Origin of the sequence: Prevotella sp. HCN-7019 (assembly GCF_037890215.1) — a bacterium.
Lineage (GTDB): Bacteria > Bacteroidota > Bacteroidia > Bacteroidales > Bacteroidaceae > Prevotella.
On sequence record NZ_JBBKBO010000015.1, the window covers coordinates 22,503 to 38,143 of the forward strand.

The 15,641-nt window shown below is 41.1% G+C and carries 17 protein-coding genes and 1 pseudogene; 7 read left to right on the forward strand and 11 right to left on the reverse strand.

Going from position 1 to position 15,641, the window contains the following annotated elements; genetic code table 11:
- Positions 1-26: 26 nt before the first annotated feature.
- From WKT13_RS12790 to WKT13_RS12840, 11 genes and pseudogenes are all read right to left on the reverse strand, one after another.
- On the reverse strand, positions 27-635 hold the full coding sequence (locus WKT13_RS12790; RefSeq protein ID WP_340324180.1) for a thiamine phosphate synthase: 609 nt from the start codon (positions 633-635) through the stop codon (positions 27-29).
- Between the two features lie 78 nt (positions 636-713).
- A complete protein-coding gene (locus WKT13_RS12795; RefSeq protein WP_298582098.1) occupies positions 714-1,484 on the reverse strand; it encodes a sulfide-dependent adenosine diphosphate thiazole synthase in 771 nt (256 codons plus the stop codon).
- A 46-nt stretch (positions 1,485-1,530) separates the two neighbouring features.
- Positions 1,531-3,231, reverse strand: coding sequence for a phosphomethylpyrimidine synthase ThiC (thiC, locus tag WKT13_RS12800; protein ID WP_340324181.1), 1,701 nt, complete (start codon positions 3,229-3,231; stop codon positions 1,531-1,533).
- A gap of 71 nt (positions 3,232-3,302) precedes the next feature.
- Entirely contained in the window at positions 3,303-3,923 is a 621-nt protein-coding gene (locus WKT13_RS12805; RefSeq protein WP_340324192.1) for a thiamine phosphate synthase, read from the reverse strand.
- Between the two features lie 126 nt (positions 3,924-4,049).
- Positions 4,050-4,850: pseudogene (thiD, locus tag WKT13_RS12810) on the reverse strand (bifunctional hydroxymethylpyrimidine kinase/phosphomethylpyrimidine kinase); the annotation flags it as partial.
- 377 nt (positions 4,851-5,227) lie between these two features.
- Entirely contained in the window at positions 5,228-5,725 is a 498-nt protein-coding gene (locus WKT13_RS12815; protein WP_340324182.1) for a GNAT family N-acetyltransferase, read from the reverse strand.
- Positions 5,726-6,061: 336 nt separating this feature from the next.
- Positions 6,062-6,601 carry a GNAT family N-acetyltransferase gene (locus WKT13_RS12820; RefSeq protein ID WP_340324183.1) on the reverse strand — a complete coding sequence of 180 codons (540 nt, stop codon included), beginning with the start codon at positions 6,599-6,601 and terminating at the stop codon, positions 6,062-6,064.
- 85 nt (positions 6,602-6,686) lie between these two features.
- Entirely contained in the window at positions 6,687-6,986 is a 300-nt protein-coding gene (locus tag WKT13_RS12825; RefSeq protein ID WP_298621227.1) for a glutaredoxin-related protein, read from the reverse strand.
- Between the two features lie 87 nt (positions 6,987-7,073).
- Positions 7,074-7,370 (reverse strand): thioredoxin, encoded by a 297-nt coding sequence (trxA, locus tag WKT13_RS12830; protein WP_340324184.1) that lies wholly within the window; start codon positions 7,368-7,370, stop codon positions 7,074-7,076.
- Between the two features lie 11 nt (positions 7,371-7,381).
- Complete coding sequence (locus WKT13_RS12835; protein WP_298621233.1) at positions 7,382-7,759, reverse strand: YccF domain-containing protein; 378 nt, start codon at positions 7,757-7,759, stop codon at positions 7,382-7,384.
- A 7-nt stretch (positions 7,760-7,766) separates the two neighbouring features.
- Positions 7,767-8,435, reverse strand: a complete 669-nt coding sequence (locus tag WKT13_RS12840; RefSeq protein ID WP_340324185.1) for an AlkZ-related protein — start codon at positions 8,433-8,435, stop codon at positions 7,767-7,769.
- 934 nt (positions 8,436-9,369) lie between these two features.
- Between WKT13_RS12840 and WKT13_RS12845 the strand changes: the two genes are divergently transcribed.
- The 7 genes from WKT13_RS12845 (at position 9,370) to WKT13_RS12875 (ending at position 15,560) form a co-directional block, all read left to right on the forward strand.
- Positions 9,370-10,740 carry an MATE family efflux transporter gene (locus WKT13_RS12845; RefSeq protein ID WP_298621238.1) on the forward strand — a complete coding sequence of 457 codons (1,371 nt, stop codon included), beginning with the start codon at positions 9,370-9,372 and terminating at the stop codon, positions 10,738-10,740.
- A 558-nt stretch (positions 10,741-11,298) separates the two neighbouring features.
- Complete coding sequence (locus WKT13_RS12850) at positions 11,299-11,745, forward strand: phospholipase D-like domain-containing protein (protein WP_340324186.1); 447 nt, start codon at positions 11,299-11,301, stop codon at positions 11,743-11,745.
- On the forward strand, positions 11,708-12,178 hold the full coding sequence (locus WKT13_RS12855; protein ID WP_340324187.1) for a hypothetical protein: 471 nt from the start codon (positions 11,708-11,710) through the stop codon (positions 12,176-12,178). The genes WKT13_RS12850 and WKT13_RS12855 overlap by 38 nt, the downstream gene beginning before the upstream one ends.
- Positions 12,147-12,554, forward strand: a complete 408-nt coding sequence (locus WKT13_RS12860) for an SNF2-related protein (RefSeq protein WP_340324188.1) — start codon at positions 12,147-12,149, stop codon at positions 12,552-12,554. The genes WKT13_RS12855 and WKT13_RS12860 overlap by 32 nt, the downstream gene beginning before the upstream one ends.
- Positions 12,555-12,585: 31 nt before the next feature.
- Positions 12,586-14,379 carry a helicase-related protein gene (locus WKT13_RS12865; RefSeq protein ID WP_340324189.1) on the forward strand — a complete coding sequence of 598 codons (1,794 nt, stop codon included), beginning with the start codon at positions 12,586-12,588 and terminating at the stop codon, positions 14,377-14,379.
- Positions 14,380-14,628: 249 nt separating this feature from the next.
- On the forward strand, positions 14,629-15,279 hold the full coding sequence (locus WKT13_RS12870) for a hypothetical protein (RefSeq protein WP_340324190.1): 651 nt from the start codon (positions 14,629-14,631) through the stop codon (positions 15,277-15,279).
- Between the two features lie 2 nt (positions 15,280-15,281).
- The gene (locus WKT13_RS12875) at positions 15,282-15,560 is read left to right on the forward strand and encodes a hypothetical protein (RefSeq protein ID WP_340324191.1); all 279 of its coding nucleotides are present in this window, start codon (positions 15,282-15,284) and stop codon (positions 15,558-15,560) included.
- The last annotated feature ends 81 nt before the right edge of the window (positions 15,561-15,641 follow it).

Below are 15,641 nucleotides of genomic sequence, written 5' to 3' on the forward strand. Positions count from 1 at the left end.
CATATAAAATAATATGCGGATTCTGCCTATTCAATTTTGTCCGTCATCTCTTTCTTAATCCTAATCAGCATATCTGTCTGTTCGTTCTCCGGCAAGTGGGCGAGATTATTCACGCATCCCAACATGGCTGCTCCACCGAAATGTAACGACTTGAGATATTCGATTTTATCCGGTGTTACGCCGCCGAGAGCAATTACTTTTTTGTCTATTATACCACTGGCCGCTGCATTTTTTAATGTAATATCGTTAAATGCAGACGAATATCCCTGTTTGGATATGCTGTCGAATATCGGACTTAAAAATACATAATCACAGACAGGTTTGTATTTTTCTACTTCCTCCAGCGAGTGGCACGAACGGCTGATGTGGCCATGGTAATTGGTGGGGATGTCGCTTCGGCGTGCGTTTAGGTGTATGCCGTGCAGACCGTATTTTGTGGCGAGCTCGAAGAAATTGTGTATTATTATGTGCCTGTAATCCTCTTCCGGCATCTGGTCGAGCAGTATTGAGCAGTCGTCTGCGGTAGTACCGGGCTTGCGAAGGTGTATATAATCAACGCCGCAGGCTATCAGACGGTGAAGGAATGATGCCTCACCGGTAAAGAAAGAAGGAGATGTGACTACAATCCAAAGCATTTTCAGGGTATTGTAAGTATTGGTTTTGAAAAACTCCGGACGCCGAACGATATTGTCGGTATCCGGAGTTGTTGGTTATTATTTCAGTTTGTTGATGATAAGTTCGGCCACTTTCTTTCCGGACATAAGCATTCCGCCGAAGATAGGTCCCATGCGTGGAGTGCCGCTTACGGCAGAGGCAGCCATACCGCAGACGTAGAGTCCCGGATATATTTCCTTTGTTCCGTTCACCACTTCCTCTTCTCCTGCGACAACATCCAGAGAGCGTTCGCCTATGACATCGCCCGTGTCGGTGGCAAGGCGTATGCCGTTCTTGCGTGCGACAGTCTTGCACATCTCACTGTCGTGGCCTGTTCCGTCAATCACGCATTTTGCCATGATGTTCAGTGGATCTACATGCAGACCTTCGCGCAACACCGGTGTCCAGTTTACAACGACACCGCTTACGACATTGTTCTTGAAGACAACGTCCTCAACAGAATAGCAGTTGAAGATTGTTGCACCGGCATGTACGGCCTTGTAGAGCAGTGCTGAGGTGCTTTCTACAGAATCCATGACATAGAGTCCGTCGCCGTATGGCTTATAATTTATATCAAAATCTTTTACTATATCGATAGCCTCTTCCTGAACGACAATCTGATTGAACATCATTGCGCCGCCCCACATGCCACCGCCCGGCGACAGCTTGCGGTCGAACTGCGCAACCTTCAGACCGGCTTTCGCAAGATAATAGGCGGCAACTATTCCGGAAGGACCTCCGCCAACTATTGCCACATCAATGTCGAGATTTCTTTCCAATTTCTCAAAGTAGGTACTTATAATACCTTGTGAAACGTTTTTTTCTATCATTTTTGTTTATGTTATTAAATTGGTAATTCTGGATTTATGTCTTTTGTCAGTTGTTTTCGTCACAATCTTTTATTGTCTGACTGATGCGCATTGCGCAGAAGTTAGGTCCGCACATGGTGCAGTATTTTCCTCCTACGTGGTTTGCCGTCTTGTAATATTCGAGTGCGCGTTCCGGATCGAGGCTCAGATTGAACTGATCTTTCCAGCGGAATTCGTATCTTGCCTTGCTCAATGCGTTGTCGCGTACAATAGCACCGGGGTGCATTTTTGCAAGGTCGGCGGCATGCGCGGCCAGTTTATAGGTTACCACTCCTGTGCGCACATCGTCGCGGTCGGGCAGGGCAAGGTGCTCTTTCGGTGTCACATAGCACAGCATGGCCGTTCCGAGCCATCCTATCTGTGCCGCACCTATCGCGCTTGTTATGTGGTCGTAGCCGGGCGCAATGTCGGTAACGAGTGGTCCGAGAGTGTAGAATGGTGCATTATGACATTTTTCTATCTGGCGCTGCATGTTCTCCGGAATCTTGTGCATGGGAACATGTCCCGGACCTTCGATGAATGCCTGTACGTTTTTAGCCCACGCACGCTCTACCAGTTCGCCCATCGTGTCAAGTTCGGCAAACTGTGCACGGTCGTTGGCATCGTATATACTGCCCGGACGCAGACCGTCGCCGAGCGATATGGCAACGTCGTATTGTGCGCAGATGTCGCAGATATCGTCGAAATGTTCGTATAGGAAACTTTCCTTCTGATGCATCTGACACCATTTTGAAATGATGCTTCCGCCACGGCTCACCATGCCGGTCATGCGGTTGTCGGCAAGGTGTATGTTCTGAAGACGTATTCCACAATGGATGGTGAAATAGTCAACTCCTTGCTCACACTGTTCTATAAGCGTGTCGCGGAACAGCTCCCAGGTGAGGTCTTCAGCGTGACCGTTCACCTTTTCCATGGCCTGATACATGGGCACAGTGCCTACCGGAACCGGACAGTTGCGTATTATCCACTCGCGGGTTTCGTGTATGTTTGCTCCGGTTGACAGGTCCATAAGTGTGTCTCCGCCCCATTTGCAGCTCCATACCGCTTTCTCCACCTCTTCGTCGATGCTTGAGGTTGTGGCGGAGTTGCCTATGTTGGTGTTGATCTTTACAAGAAAGTTGCGTCCGATAATCATCGGTTCTGACTCTGGATGATTGATGTTTGCCGGTATGACGGCACGTCCTGCGGCCACCTCGTCGCGCACAAACTCCGGAGTTATGTGCGTGTCTATGCCAAGCTCGGCACAGTTCATGTTCTCGCGTATGGCCACATATTCCATTTCCGGAGTCACAATGCCCTGCTTGGCATAATACATCTGGCTCACCTGACATCCTTTCTTGGCTCTCAACGGCAGCGTGATGTGTTCAAAGCGCAGGCTGTCAAGCGAGTGGTCGTCGCGGCGCATACGTCCGTATTCAGACGATATCTCTTTAAGACGTTCCACACCTCCACGCGTCATAATCCACGCTTCACGCATACGAGGCAGTCCTTTCTTGACGTCTGTTTCTATGTTCGGGTCGCTGTAAGGACCGCTTGTGTCGTAAATGTAGATTGATGGATTCTTACGTTCAACGCGCTTTCCGTCCTCCACAGAGACTGTCGGCATCTGGTGTACGACACGCATTCCAACGTTGATTTCGGGATAGAGATGTCCTTTAAGATAGACTTTCTCTGAACCGGGATAGGTTATTTTTATGTTATTCTCCATTAGTTTATGGTTTTAAGCAAAGTATAGGAAAATGTTTTCCTGTACTTTACTGTTTTCATATTTGCGGTTGTTTATTCTTTATTGTTTAATTGTCGTATAACTTTTTTCATTTCGTCAACAGGACTTTCGGCGCGTAGTATGCTTCCGCTGAGGGCTATTCCTGATACTCCCGTTGACAAAAGGCAAGGTATGTCGTCGCATGTAATGCCTCCTATAGCCACCAAAGGTATGCTGAAGCCGGCCTCTTTCATCTGTGAAAGTATGTTTTTATAGCCTTCCGTGCCCAGCATCGGTGCAAGATTCTTTTTTGTTGTGGTGAATCGGAACGGACCACATCCTATGTAGTCGGCACCTTCTGAGACGATACGCCGTATGTCTTCAAATGTATTGGCTGTGCCTCCTATGATGAAGTCCGGACCGGTCATTTTGCGCGCATCGGCTATAGACATGTCGTTTTTTCCGAGATGCACGCCGTCTGCTCCTATACGCAAGGCCAGCTCTACGTGGTCGTCTATTATGAATATGGCACCTCTGCGTCTGCATTCAGGTATTAGTCTGAGTGCCGTTTTCTCTATTTTGTTCTCGTCGGCATCCTTCATGCGCAGCTGAATCCACCTGCAACCGCCTTCAAGAGCCATCATTGCCGAGTCGAAATAAGAATATTTGTCTGTGAAATGGGTTATGAACTGTATATTGACAGGTGGTGGACATGATGGAGAACCCGAGAAAGCATAGTCCTTTATTCCGGATGTCGTGCATGGACGGCTTGGTGTTTTGTTTACCGTTAGGCAAGCCACGGGTTGATAAAAATGATTTACCGGGCCGTATCCGTTGCCTACATGTATGTCAGCACCGGCCTTCAGCGCTTCTGTAAGATAGCTTTTGGCAGAATGTACAGCTTGTTCAAGCGACATGCCTCTGGCTGCAAATGCAGCAATAGCTGAAGAAAGAGTACAGCCTGTACCATGTGTATTGTTGGTTTCAACTGTTTCGGCCGACAGGCACGTACGTATGACGTCATTACCGTTTTTAATATACAGGCAATCGTTTTTCGTCTTGCCTTCAATATGTCCGCCCTTTATAAGCAGAGCTTTTACGCCGAGATCTAATATTGTCTGAGCTATTCCGTCAATATCTTTGTGAGTGTATGCGCCATTAATGTTTGTCGGTCTGCCTGCCAGAACGCAGGCTTCAGGTATGTTTGGCGTTACAATGTCTGCCATGGGAAGCAAACGGCTTTTCATTATTTCCAATGCGTCAGGCTGCATAAGTGTGCATCCGCTTGTAGACACCATCACAGGATCAACGACAAGAAAATCCGGTTTATGCTTTGTCAGGGCGTTGACAATAGCGTCAAGCGATTCTGCATCGTTAACCATTCCTATCTTGACGGCATCTATGTTTATGTCTTCCATTACAGTCTCTATCTGGTCGTAAACTACTTGTGGTGGAAGTTTGTGTACGTATTTTACACCAACTGTGTTTTGTACTGTTATAGCTGTAATGGCTGTTGCACCATACACACCTAATGCCGAGAATGTCTTCAAGTCGGCCTGAAGTCCGGCTCCTCCTGATGGATCTGAGCCCGCAATGGTCAAAGCTGAAATATATTGTTCCATCTTTTTAATATTATATTGATAATGTACCGTTAAGATGGAACGCGTACAAGCGCATTAAAGCATAAAAGATAAAATGTTACCAAAATCCCAGCGTCAGCATTATCTGTACTGGTGCAATGTGTATCTTCTCAGCCACTGACGATAGAACGTCGTCGGGCACCACCTTTTGAGTACATCCGCAAAGTTAACGCAATAATATTTAAGGACAAAATTTTTCTGCCATTTTATTTATATGGATATAAAGATGGAAAATAGTAATGGCTTTTATTTTATGTAGTTGTCATTAAATATGATGTATGTGGTTTTATGGTTCAGCGGCTGTTTCCTGTTTTCTCTTCAGGAATGGAATATTTGTAATGTGTGGTTTTCTGGAAAAATTATATAGAAACATCCGGTCGGCTTGCTTCTGCAAGACACATCCGAAGTATTGGAAAGGGATTTCCTTGTCCGTCTGTCTCTGTACGTTCAAATGTGTGGAAGCCAAGATGGCGGTAGAAGCCTGTAGCATGTTGGTTTTGTTCGTTCACATCAACGTATATTACGTGATGTTGGTTTATGGCTGTACGCACGAGGTGGCCTCCGATACCAGTACCGAAATATGTAGGTAGAACAAACAGCATTTCTATTTTTCTCGCTTCAATACCCATGAAACCAACAGGTGTGTTGTTGCTATATGAAACAATCAATGTATCAATAGTGAGTATGGCCTGATTGACAAATGGGACGAGGCGCAGGATGTCCTGTTCGTTCAGAAAATGATGGCTTGCACGTACAGAATCTTCCCATAGTCTGATTAAAGTATGTATTAGTTCATCTGTCCGTTTAGAGGATGGAACGATATGGAGCTCAATGGAGTTGTTTCGTAAGTAAACCATGTCTTTTTAGATTTTCCCTGTTTTTTATGATTGGACGATTTTAATTGCGTAGTAAGAAATTATAAGTTGTGAGCGGACAAGTAAGACCGATATTTCTGTAAAAGTAAAAAACGCAGGTTCTATATATGTCTCTTTGTCAGATAAACTACTGTGTGCTGTCAAAAAGTCAATGTCGCGTTACAGAATAGCCTGTATGAGGTCGTAAAACAGCCTGTTTCATGCCCTGAAACAGGCTGTTTCGCATCGTCAAAAAGCCTGTTTCGCTGCCTCGTAGAGCCTGTTTTGCAGTCGGCTGAACACATGGCTTGAAAGTTGTGAACAGCACTTATCATTTTTTTATAGTATTTTTTTCATCCTATAATTCGTCATACGCAATTTGTTTGCCTTTACTTGTTGTTTCTGTTCTATGATATAGCCATGATGTCTGAAAAAGGGAAGGGCGGTGATACTTACTTCGGAAGTGATTATGTGGATGTTGTTTTTCTTTGCATAATTCTCAATATGTAGTAATAATGCAGAGGCGATGCCTTTTCTCTGATGATCTTTGTGGACAAATATTGAGTGGAGGTATCCGTCATGTCGTATAGAACAGAACCCTAAAATATTTTCTCTGGTATCGACGGCAATTATGAAATAAAGATTTGCAAGTTGTTCTGCCAGACGGCCGGGTATGTCGATACAAGAGGCCCAGTCGGCAACTTCTTCCGGAGTATAGTCACGTATGTTGATTGTAAGCACGGTATCACGGAAAAGATCCTTTAATTGCGGAATGTCTGCCGTAGTGGCGTTACGGAAGGTTATATCGTTCTCCAGATGGCTTATATGCTGGTTTTGATTGCTTCCGTATGTACCGGTATGTGTATGGTCCTTTTCCATATAAAATAACAGATATGTTGAATACAGATAAGATGTTTTCTATTCTATTTTAAGAAGATAAGATATTGATTATGAATATATCTTTTCAACATCCGGTTCCGTCTATATTGCATGAATTGCCTTTAATCTTGTCGGGAGCCTGCAAGCCTGCTTTTTCAGGACGGAATGTTACGGTACCGTCTTCAAGTACGAAGCATGGTATGCCGACCGAACCTACTCTTTTCATGACATCGAAAACAGGACTCTTGTCGCGCAGGCGTAAAAATTCTTTGAGATTGCGGACATGCTTGCCAATGTCAATTACTTCGTATTTGTTGTTGCCGTACACTTGCTCTTTAATGAATGTACAATCAGGACATGTGTCCATAACGAAAATCTTAATCATAATTGTATTGTCTTTAATGTTATATATCTTCGTATACAAAGTTATAGATATATTCTCTATATAAGAATATTTTAGTTGCTAATGTAATTAGAGGAATTGCGCAATGATGTTTTGAAGTTCGTTTAGTGGCATTGCTCCACTCTGACGCCATACGATGTTGCCATTTTTGAAAAGAATTAGAGTGGGGACAGATTGTATTTGATATTGGCTGGCAATAGCAGAATTTTTGTCGATGTCAATTTTTATTATACGTATCTTATCACCGTAAGTGGCTTTCAACAGTTCAAGAACCGGATGCATCATCTTGCAAGGTCCACACCATGTTGCAAAAAAGTCTACTAAGACAGGTTTGTTCGTTGATATAACATCGTTGAATGTTTCCATAATAATAAGTTTTAAATGTTAAAAATAACGTCTTTGCCGAATGGGAGCAGTGATAACTTTGCCATTTTGAAATGTTGTCTTGCAAAAGGAATGCCAATTATGGTAATGAATAAAACAATACCAAAAGCAATGTGTGTAAGCCATGCTGCCAAGCCTCCAAACAAAATCCATATAATATTGAGCAAGGTATTGATACACCCCGGGGATACTTCTGTATTTCTAACTTCTGTACCGAACGGCCAAAGACACAGTAGTCCCAATTTGAATGTCTGGAATGCGAATGGTATACCGATAATGGTGATGCATAGTGCTAAACTTCCAGCAAAATAACAACAGGCGGCTTCGAGTCCTCCGAATAACCACCATAATAAATTTCCGAGTATTCGCATATTGTTTTTATCCTATAATTTGTTTTAAAGATTGTTCGGATTCTTCAGGGAGCATTTTTTTGAAATGTGAAAGTATTTTCATGTATGATTCTTCCGGGCTAATGTCTGTATGACATGAGTCGTACCCGAATAGAGTTTCTGGGGTAGTGAGAAGTGACCATCCCCATCCGTATCGATGGTTGTGTTTGTCGTAAGGATAAATGAAATCTTCGGTCACAATATATCCTCCCATCTCCAGTTTTGTAAGAAAAGTGTCGAATCTACTTCGCATGTTTTTTCCTATGAATCCACAGGCCGAACGTAAATCTCGTGTAATCATACTGCAATTTTCATGAAGGGTGAGCAGTATAGCCTCCTCTATGCTTCCTTGTGTTGGATAAGGTATGATGTGGCGTCGCCAATTGCAAAAATCAGTCCACCAGTCTTTGCTGATAAAGCCTGCTTTTTTATTAAAGAATTTACCATAAGCACAGCCGCTTTCTTGGATGACAGAACTTTTCCATTCCCATAACGGCCATTCCCATCCTCCATCCGGAAGTTTTACGTATTGGCAGTCTTCGTCAACAATATCTTCTGCTGACCATCCTGCTATACCGGATGATAATAATGGTAAAAAACCGATTTTATCAACAAAAACTGTCAGTTCTGCACAATTATGTATTTCCGGATATTTCATTATTGGTACATGAGTTATATTGTGTATAAATATTTATGCTTGGATTTGTTTTGTGTATTTGCGGTTTACTATATATCATAATTTATGATGTTTATAGTTTGTCGTCATTACATATTGGTACTTCAGTGAAGTGTTGGTTGCATTTATAATAAAAAGACAGACCATAATATTTACCAAATCAGTTTTTGGGGATTGACTATTTTCTTACTGTATTTATCTTGGTTCTGAATTTATTGGTTGCTTGAACTAATAATGTGGTATATTTTTATCACATTTTGTATGCGATGCCGGTCGTATAAAAGAAATGGTTTTTGATTCTAATGTTGAATGCAAAAATACAATAAATAAAGAGAAAAACGTAGTTTATAATGGAAAATAAGATTTGAAGTCAGTATAAATAATATACTATCTTGTATATATGATGGAATAGGGTATTGGAATGACATTTTCAGAATGTTTATATATTCGTTATGTTGAGGCCAACCGGGGCATGCCTTCCTATCCAGGTGAGGTTGCTTTAGGTGTTGACGAAAGTACTAATTATGAATGTCTCATGTGTGACAGTGATTAATAATTATCTGATATGTGTCTGGAGAAAACTGATTTGGAGACAGTGTTATATGTGTTGTGGCATGGTTTTAGTCCGATTGTAATATTAGGTCTGAACTTATAAGTAACAAATCATAAATAAATAGTAGATTTGCGTTGTTTGAATAATTTTTGCTTCAAAAACATTATTCCGCTTGTGTGAATGCATATAGATGTTCAATATAAAACATATTTATTTTTTGAAGCGTAAGATATGTTCTTTATATGTTAATTTAAGGTAAGAAAGTGTCTTCCGTTATCTTATTTAACGCAGCCATTTTTCTGTTTCACAACTTTAGTGTACCTTTGCACGTTTTATTTTTTAAGGATAACAAGAGAGGAATATATGGCACAGTCGAAAGAAATGACATCAGGGCCGATTCTGCCGCTGATTCTGAATTTTACTTTTCCTTTGTTGTTGGGTAACATACTTCAGCAGACATACTCGTTGGTCGATGCAGCTATTGTAGGACGTTTTCTCGGCATTAACGCTCTTGCGTCGGTCGGCGCGAGCACATCGGTGGTGTTCCTTATACTTGGATTCTGCAACGGATGTTGCGGAGGCTTCGGCATACCGGTAGCCCAGAAGTTCGGGGCACACGATTATGTGATGCTGAGACGTTACGTGGCCGTCAGTCTGAAACTGGCGGCTGTAATGTCGGTTGCTGTGGCTGTCGTCACAAGCCTGCTCTGCGGGTTTATCCTTCGGTCCATGCAGACACCGGAGAATATATTTGACGGTGCCTATATTTATCTGCTCATTACATTTATCGGCATACCGTGCACGTTCTTCTATAATCTGCTTTCCTGCATAATACGTGCATTGGGCGACAGTAAGACTCCGTTCTGGTTTCTGTTTCTTTCCACGGTGATGAACATCATACTCGATTTATTCTGCATCCTTGTGCTCGGGTGGGGAGTGGCAGGAGCTGCCATTGCCACGGTGTTCTCGCAAGGTGTGTCGGCCGTGCTGTGCTACATCTACATGTATCGTAAGTTTGACATACTTAAAACCGATCCTTACGACCGCATCTTCCGTAAGGATATTGCCGGTCAGCTCCTGTCTGTCGGCGTGCCGATGGGCTTGCAGTTTTCCATCACCGCCATCGGCAGCATCATGTTGCAGAGTGCCAACAACGCTTTGGGAACGGCTTGTGTGGCAGCCTTCACCGCAGCCATGCGCATCAAGATGTTCGTTATGTGTCCGTTGGATGGTCTGGGAATGGCCATGGCTACATATTCAGGACAGAACTATGGAGCAGGAAAGCCTGACCGTATATGGATGGGCATCAAGTCAGCCGCGCTGATGATGGTTATCTATTCCGTGGCTATTGCCATCGTCATGTGGGGATTGGCGGACAAGTTCGCGTTGCTGTTCATCTCGCCGGATGAGACTGAGATCATGAAAGACACGGTGCTGTTCCTGCACATCAACACCTCTTGCTTCATCCTGCTCGGACTGTTGAGCATCCTGCGTTACAGCATCCAGGGCGCCGGTTATACACGGTTGGCAATGTTCTCGGGCGTGTCCGAGATGATTGCCCGTGTGCTTGTAAGCCTCATTCTCGTACCCGAATTGAAGTTCTGGGGCGTATGCCTTGGTGACCCTACCGCCTGGCTGTTCGCCAATTTGTTCCTTGTTCCGGCATTCATCTATGTGTACAGACGGTTGAAAGAGATTGTAGTGCAGGAAGGACGTGTGCCGGCAAATGCCTGACAGTTGTTCTTTCTCGTAAGGAAACAGATGTGTTCGCTGTTTCTGAATACATGTTGTGGCAGAGTAGGTAAGGGCTGGTTGTGGTTCTTATTTACTGTGGATGGATTGGGTGAATGTGATGAATGATGTCTTTCTATCGGTAAAAGAAACGTAATGGCGCGACATGGGAACAGATATATGCGTGAATGGAAAAGATGGTGTCAGTGGAGTTATAATGTACGGAAAATAATAAATTTTGATAGATTTTTACACCGGATTTTCCTATATTTGCATTAAAGTTATAAGTCTTCTCATTTAAGAGGTGACTTAACATATATAGTAAAACGTACGGAAATTTGATTGATGCTTGCAGTAAAAGAAAAACCGATATCTATGATAACATGTTAAACGTTTGACAAAATGAGTAGTAGTTTTATTACAAATAAGGAAAAATTCTTGTCCGATATTATTAATGGCATTTTGCCTAAGACAGATGCCGTGGACATATTGGTCGGCTATTTCTATTATTCCGGCTATATGTAGCTGTCTGAAAAATTAAGAGATAAACAGATAAGGATATTGGTTGGATTGGATATTGATTTGCATATATCCAAGCATATACGTGAAGTTGAAGCCATAAGAAATGAATTCATATCTCGTAATATTCTCAAAGAAGAATACTTTAAAGAGTTTGTCCACTTATTTAATGACTCGGATTTTCTGGATACAGCAGAAAAACTCGAACAATTCAAAATGTTTTACGGAAAGATTTTGGATGGGTCACTCGAGATTCGCAAGACGCTTGAGCCGTGTCATTCCAAGATGTATCTTTTTGCTTATAACGATTTGATGAACGAGGGAGGAGAGTTACCGGGTGTCTTAATCACAGGTTCAAGCAACCTTTCTTATCAGGGATTGAAAGGCAGATTGGAACTCAACGCGCGGTTTAATGATAAACAGGATTACGAAGAGGGCAAGAAACTTTTCGATGATATTATGGGAAAGTTCTGTCGTTGTTGCAATTAAGGATAATCTGGATGAATGGAATAATAAAGTGATGGCACGTATATGGTATGATAAAATATACTCTCCGTATCTGATGTATGTCAGGGTACTTAAAGAATATTTCAACATACCTACGTCTGACAATCTGTTGACTCCATACGACATAACAGAGGGTAAGTTTTCAAACTTAAAATATCAGACCGATGCCGTACAGATGGCTATTAATGCGTTGAACAATCATGATGGTGCTATTGTTGCCGATGTTGTCGGATTGGGTAAAAGTATTATTGCCTCTACCATCGCACGTAATTTAAAGTTGCGTACCATCATAGTTTGTCCTTCGCATTTGTACAAGCAGTGGGATGGTTATCGTGATGAATTCGGCTTTACTGCTTCTGTGTTCAGTGCCGGAAAGATAGAGGATGCGGTTTTACAATTATCAGGAACTGGTTAAAGATGATGAGCAGTTCCTGATAATAATAGACGAGGCGCATCGTTTCCGCAACGAATATACTCAGGACTATGCCTTGCTGCATAATCTTTGCTTTGGCAATAAAGTGTTGTTGCTCACAGCAACACCATTTAATAATCAGCCGGCGGATATATATGCTCTGATTAAATTGTTTCAGATTCCTACTCGTTCGACGCTTAAAACGGTTGAGAATTTAGGCGCGTCGTTTAAAGATCTGATTAATAAGTATAAAGTACTGCGTGAAGCACAAAAAACGGGTAAAAAGACAGATGAGGAAATAAAGGATGAAGTAAACGGTATAGCAAAAAAAAATTCGCTCTATCATAAGTCCGTTGGTTGTGCGTCGTTCCCGTCTTGATTTGCAAGGTATACCTGAATATGCCGATGATTTGAAACAGCAGAACATACAGCTGGTGATGTCTAATGATCCTGAAGAACTGGAATATGATTTGAGTGAATTGAAAGATTTATATACGACCACTCTCGACAGTATTAATAAATCAGAGGGTAGCAGCGATGATGTTTACCGTTTTAAGGCTGCCCGTTATTCGCCGGTACTATATATACGCGAAGAGTCAAAAGACAAACTGGCTAAGGAACTTGAAGATAAGACCGGCGTCAAGTTTAATCTGCTACTCGGACGACAGACAAATATTGGAAAATTTATGCGCCATTTGCTGGTAGCCAGATTTGAGAGTTCGGTCGCTGCGTTCCGTGCTTCATTAGGATATATGATTCAGTCTTCTGAACATATACTAAAATGGATTGAGAAACGTCATAAGATACCAGTATTTAAAAAAGGAAATCTGCCGGATGTCGAAGATTTTTATGAGACAAGCGATGACGGAATGGAGGAAATACAGGAACTTTTCGATAAGTATTCAGCTAAGGGATTCTTTGAGATAGACATGAAATATGTAAAGGATGATTTCGTGGAAGATGTCAAAGCTGACATCCGGTTGTTGAAGAATTTACAGGAACAGTGGTTCGGCAAGGACAATATTGTCAAGTCTTATCCTAAGCTGGAGTCATTCATACGCATTGTCAGAAAGCAGATGAAGAATGAGCCAAACCGTAAGATTATCGTGTTTTCTGAATTTGCAGATACTGTGAATTATTTAGGTGAGGCTTTGGTTAAGGTCGGACTACCAGCCATGAAATACACTTCGGCTGATGCTAATCCAGTCAATAAGGAACGTATTTGTGCAGACTTTGATGCCGGTCTGAAGTCATCATTACAGCAAAATGATTTTTCAATCCTGGTGGCGACAGATGCAATATCCGAGGGTTATAATTTACATCGGGCAGGAACTATATTCAATTATGATATACCTTATAACCCGACACGTGTCATTCAGCGTATAGGCCGTATCAACCGTATTAATAAAGAAGTCTTTGACCAGCTTTACATATACAACTATTTCCCGACAGATGTGGGTGAGGCTGAGACGAGGACAAAGGAGATTTCTACCCTTAAAATGGCGATGATTCATGCCATAATGGGCGAGGATACTAAGGCGCTTACAAAGGATGAGGACCTCCAGGCTTATTTTAAGGAACGCTATCGCAAAGAGATTGTCCGAAATGAGGAGGAATCCTGGGACACGCCTTATCGTAAATTGCTGAATAGTCTGAAAGGAACAGCCTTATATAATAAGGCTATGGAGTTGCCACACCGTGCAAGGACAGCCCGCAGTGTCATAAAACCGAATAAGGGTGTATTGATGTTTGGACGTAAGGGCAATGATTTTGTGTTTAAGATAGGCGATGCGAAAGCGGTTCCTGTAATGATTCCGGCAGAAGAGGCCATAGCACTCTTCGAGGCGGAGAAGAGCGAGGTACCTGTCGATTTGAGTACGGATTTTGATGCTGTATATCAGAAAGTAAAGGCGTCTTTGTTCCATAGTGATGTAACGGAGAAGAATGATAAGGAACAGTTAAAAGCATTGGATAAAATAAAAATGCTGATTAAAAATAAGTTGTTACCGAAAGATTATCTGATTGATATGGTTCAAGTAATTAAAGCTGATGCTCTCTTCGGATATGAAATCAGATACATTAATCAGTTGGTACTGAAAGATGCAGATAAACTTATCAAGAAAATTACACCGGAATATCTGGCACGTATTATCGATGCAGAAAGGAGAAGAAAAGAAGAATACAGATTACTATTTATGCCATAGAAACAAGACAGCCGTGAATTTATCATGATTCACGGCTGTTCTGTTCTCAAATGGATATATAATTAAGTGGTCACTTATCTTCTGATATGTTAATTAATGAGATAATCTGCATGTTATACTATGTCGTCAGTTAAACTAATATTATTACAGAAGGATAGATTTTTTTGATATGGAGTTTATTTGGCATAGATTTTGTAATATATAGAAATGTGTAGAATGAGATTTTTAAATATATAAATTTGTGATTTTATGAGTCGTACAATGGTAAAAATACTGTTTTTTTCAAGTTTAGTTCTTTTTTCATCTTGTGTCAGTATTCCGAAACAAACAGTAGAAATGTCAGTTTTATTGGAACAGCAACTTGATGCTTTAAAACAAGCAAATAATAGTATCATTGAAAATGTATATAAAGAGAAGGAAAAGAATATTACAGATTATGTAGATAATGTTTGGTTTCCACAATATTTAGAAGAATATTTTCAAAAACCTATTATACAAGAAGCATGGAATGAAGCTGTTAATACCGATAGTTTAGAATATAGGCTTGAACTTATACAAACTTTGACTCAAATTTGTATGGAGGAATATAAAACATACAAAGAATCTTTATTAAGTCCTATATATGCAGAGAAAGATACTATTCTGAGGAATTTTAACGAGCAATATGATCTGGCATTGAAGATGAATTCAATTATCACGAGGAATGTTAAATCAGCTTCAGACTTACAGAGTGAATATAAAAGTTACCTTAATAAGATTGTCTCCACTGAAAAATTAGATTCTATTACCCAATCGTCACTAGATAAAATTGATAAACAGTTTGATAATGTAATTGAAGGATTTGATAAATATGATAAATATGAAGATAAAATAAATAGTATAATTAATAAAATTAAATGATTATGGGATTTAATATAGATGATTTAGAAAAAGCTTCTAATGAAGCATCTATTGCAGCCTGTATAAAAACTGCTGCAGACAAAAAGAAAGCGCTTGGAGAATCTCTTTTTACAGAGGTTATAAAAGAATTAAAAGCTAATGGTGTAGATGAAAAAACTATAAATAGTCTTGAAACCGAAATTGGTCGTGCAACTGATAAGAATGAAGCTATTTTAAAGGTTATTCAAAAGGGTGATATTATTGCTAATAAGGTGCTTGAAATTGTAAATAATATTATCTAATAAGCGCACAATATATTTCTTTAGTTATAATGTATTGTAACTAAAAAAGCTTCCCGATTCAACTATCTAAATTGGGAAGCT

Excerpts from the sequence above, each read along its gene's own strand:
- WKT13_RS12790 (WP_340324180.1), bottom strand. The coding sequence starts at position 635 with ATGCTTTGGATTGTAGTCACATCTCCTTCTTTCTTTACCGGTGAGGCA.
- WKT13_RS12795 (WP_298582098.1), bottom strand. The coding sequence starts at position 1,484 with ATGATAGAAAAAAACGTTTCACAAGGTATTATAAGTACCTACTTTGAG.
- thiC (WP_340324181.1), bottom strand. The coding sequence starts at position 3,231 with ATGGAGAATAACATAAAAATAACCTATCCCGGTTCAGAGAAAGTCTAT.
- WKT13_RS12815 (WP_340324182.1), bottom strand. The coding sequence starts at position 5,725 with ATGGTTTACTTACGAAACAACTCCATTGAGCTCCATATCGTTCCATCC.
- WKT13_RS12820 (WP_340324183.1), bottom strand. The coding sequence starts at position 6,601 with ATGGAAAAGGACCATACACATACCGGTACATACGGAAGCAATCAAAAC.
- WKT13_RS12825 (WP_298621227.1), bottom strand. The coding sequence starts at position 6,986 with ATGATTAAGATTTTCGTTATGGACACATGTCCTGATTGTACATTCATT.
- trxA (WP_340324184.1), bottom strand. The coding sequence starts at position 7,370 with ATGGAAACATTCAACGATGTTATATCAACGAACAAACCTGTCTTAGTA.
- WKT13_RS12835 (WP_298621233.1), bottom strand. The coding sequence starts at position 7,759 with ATGCGAATACTCGGAAATTTATTATGGTGGTTATTCGGAGGACTCGAA.
- WKT13_RS12840 (WP_340324185.1), bottom strand. The coding sequence starts at position 8,435 with ATGAAATATCCGGAAATACATAATTGTGCAGAACTGACAGTTTTTGTT.
- WKT13_RS12845 (WP_298621238.1), top strand. The coding sequence starts at position 9,370 with ATGGCACAGTCGAAAGAAATGACATCAGGGCCGATTCTGCCGCTGATT.
- WKT13_RS12855 (WP_340324187.1), top strand. The coding sequence starts at position 11,708 with ATGATATTATGGGAAAGTTCTGTCGTTGTTGCAATTAAGGATAATCTG.
- WKT13_RS12860 (WP_340324188.1), top strand. The coding sequence starts at position 12,147 with ATGCGGTTTTACAATTATCAGGAACTGGTTAAAGATGATGAGCAGTTC.
- WKT13_RS12870 (WP_340324190.1), top strand. The coding sequence starts at position 14,629 with ATGAGTCGTACAATGGTAAAAATACTGTTTTTTTCAAGTTTAGTTCTT.
- WKT13_RS12875 (WP_340324191.1), top strand. The coding sequence starts at position 15,282 with ATGGGATTTAATATAGATGATTTAGAAAAAGCTTCTAATGAAGCATCT.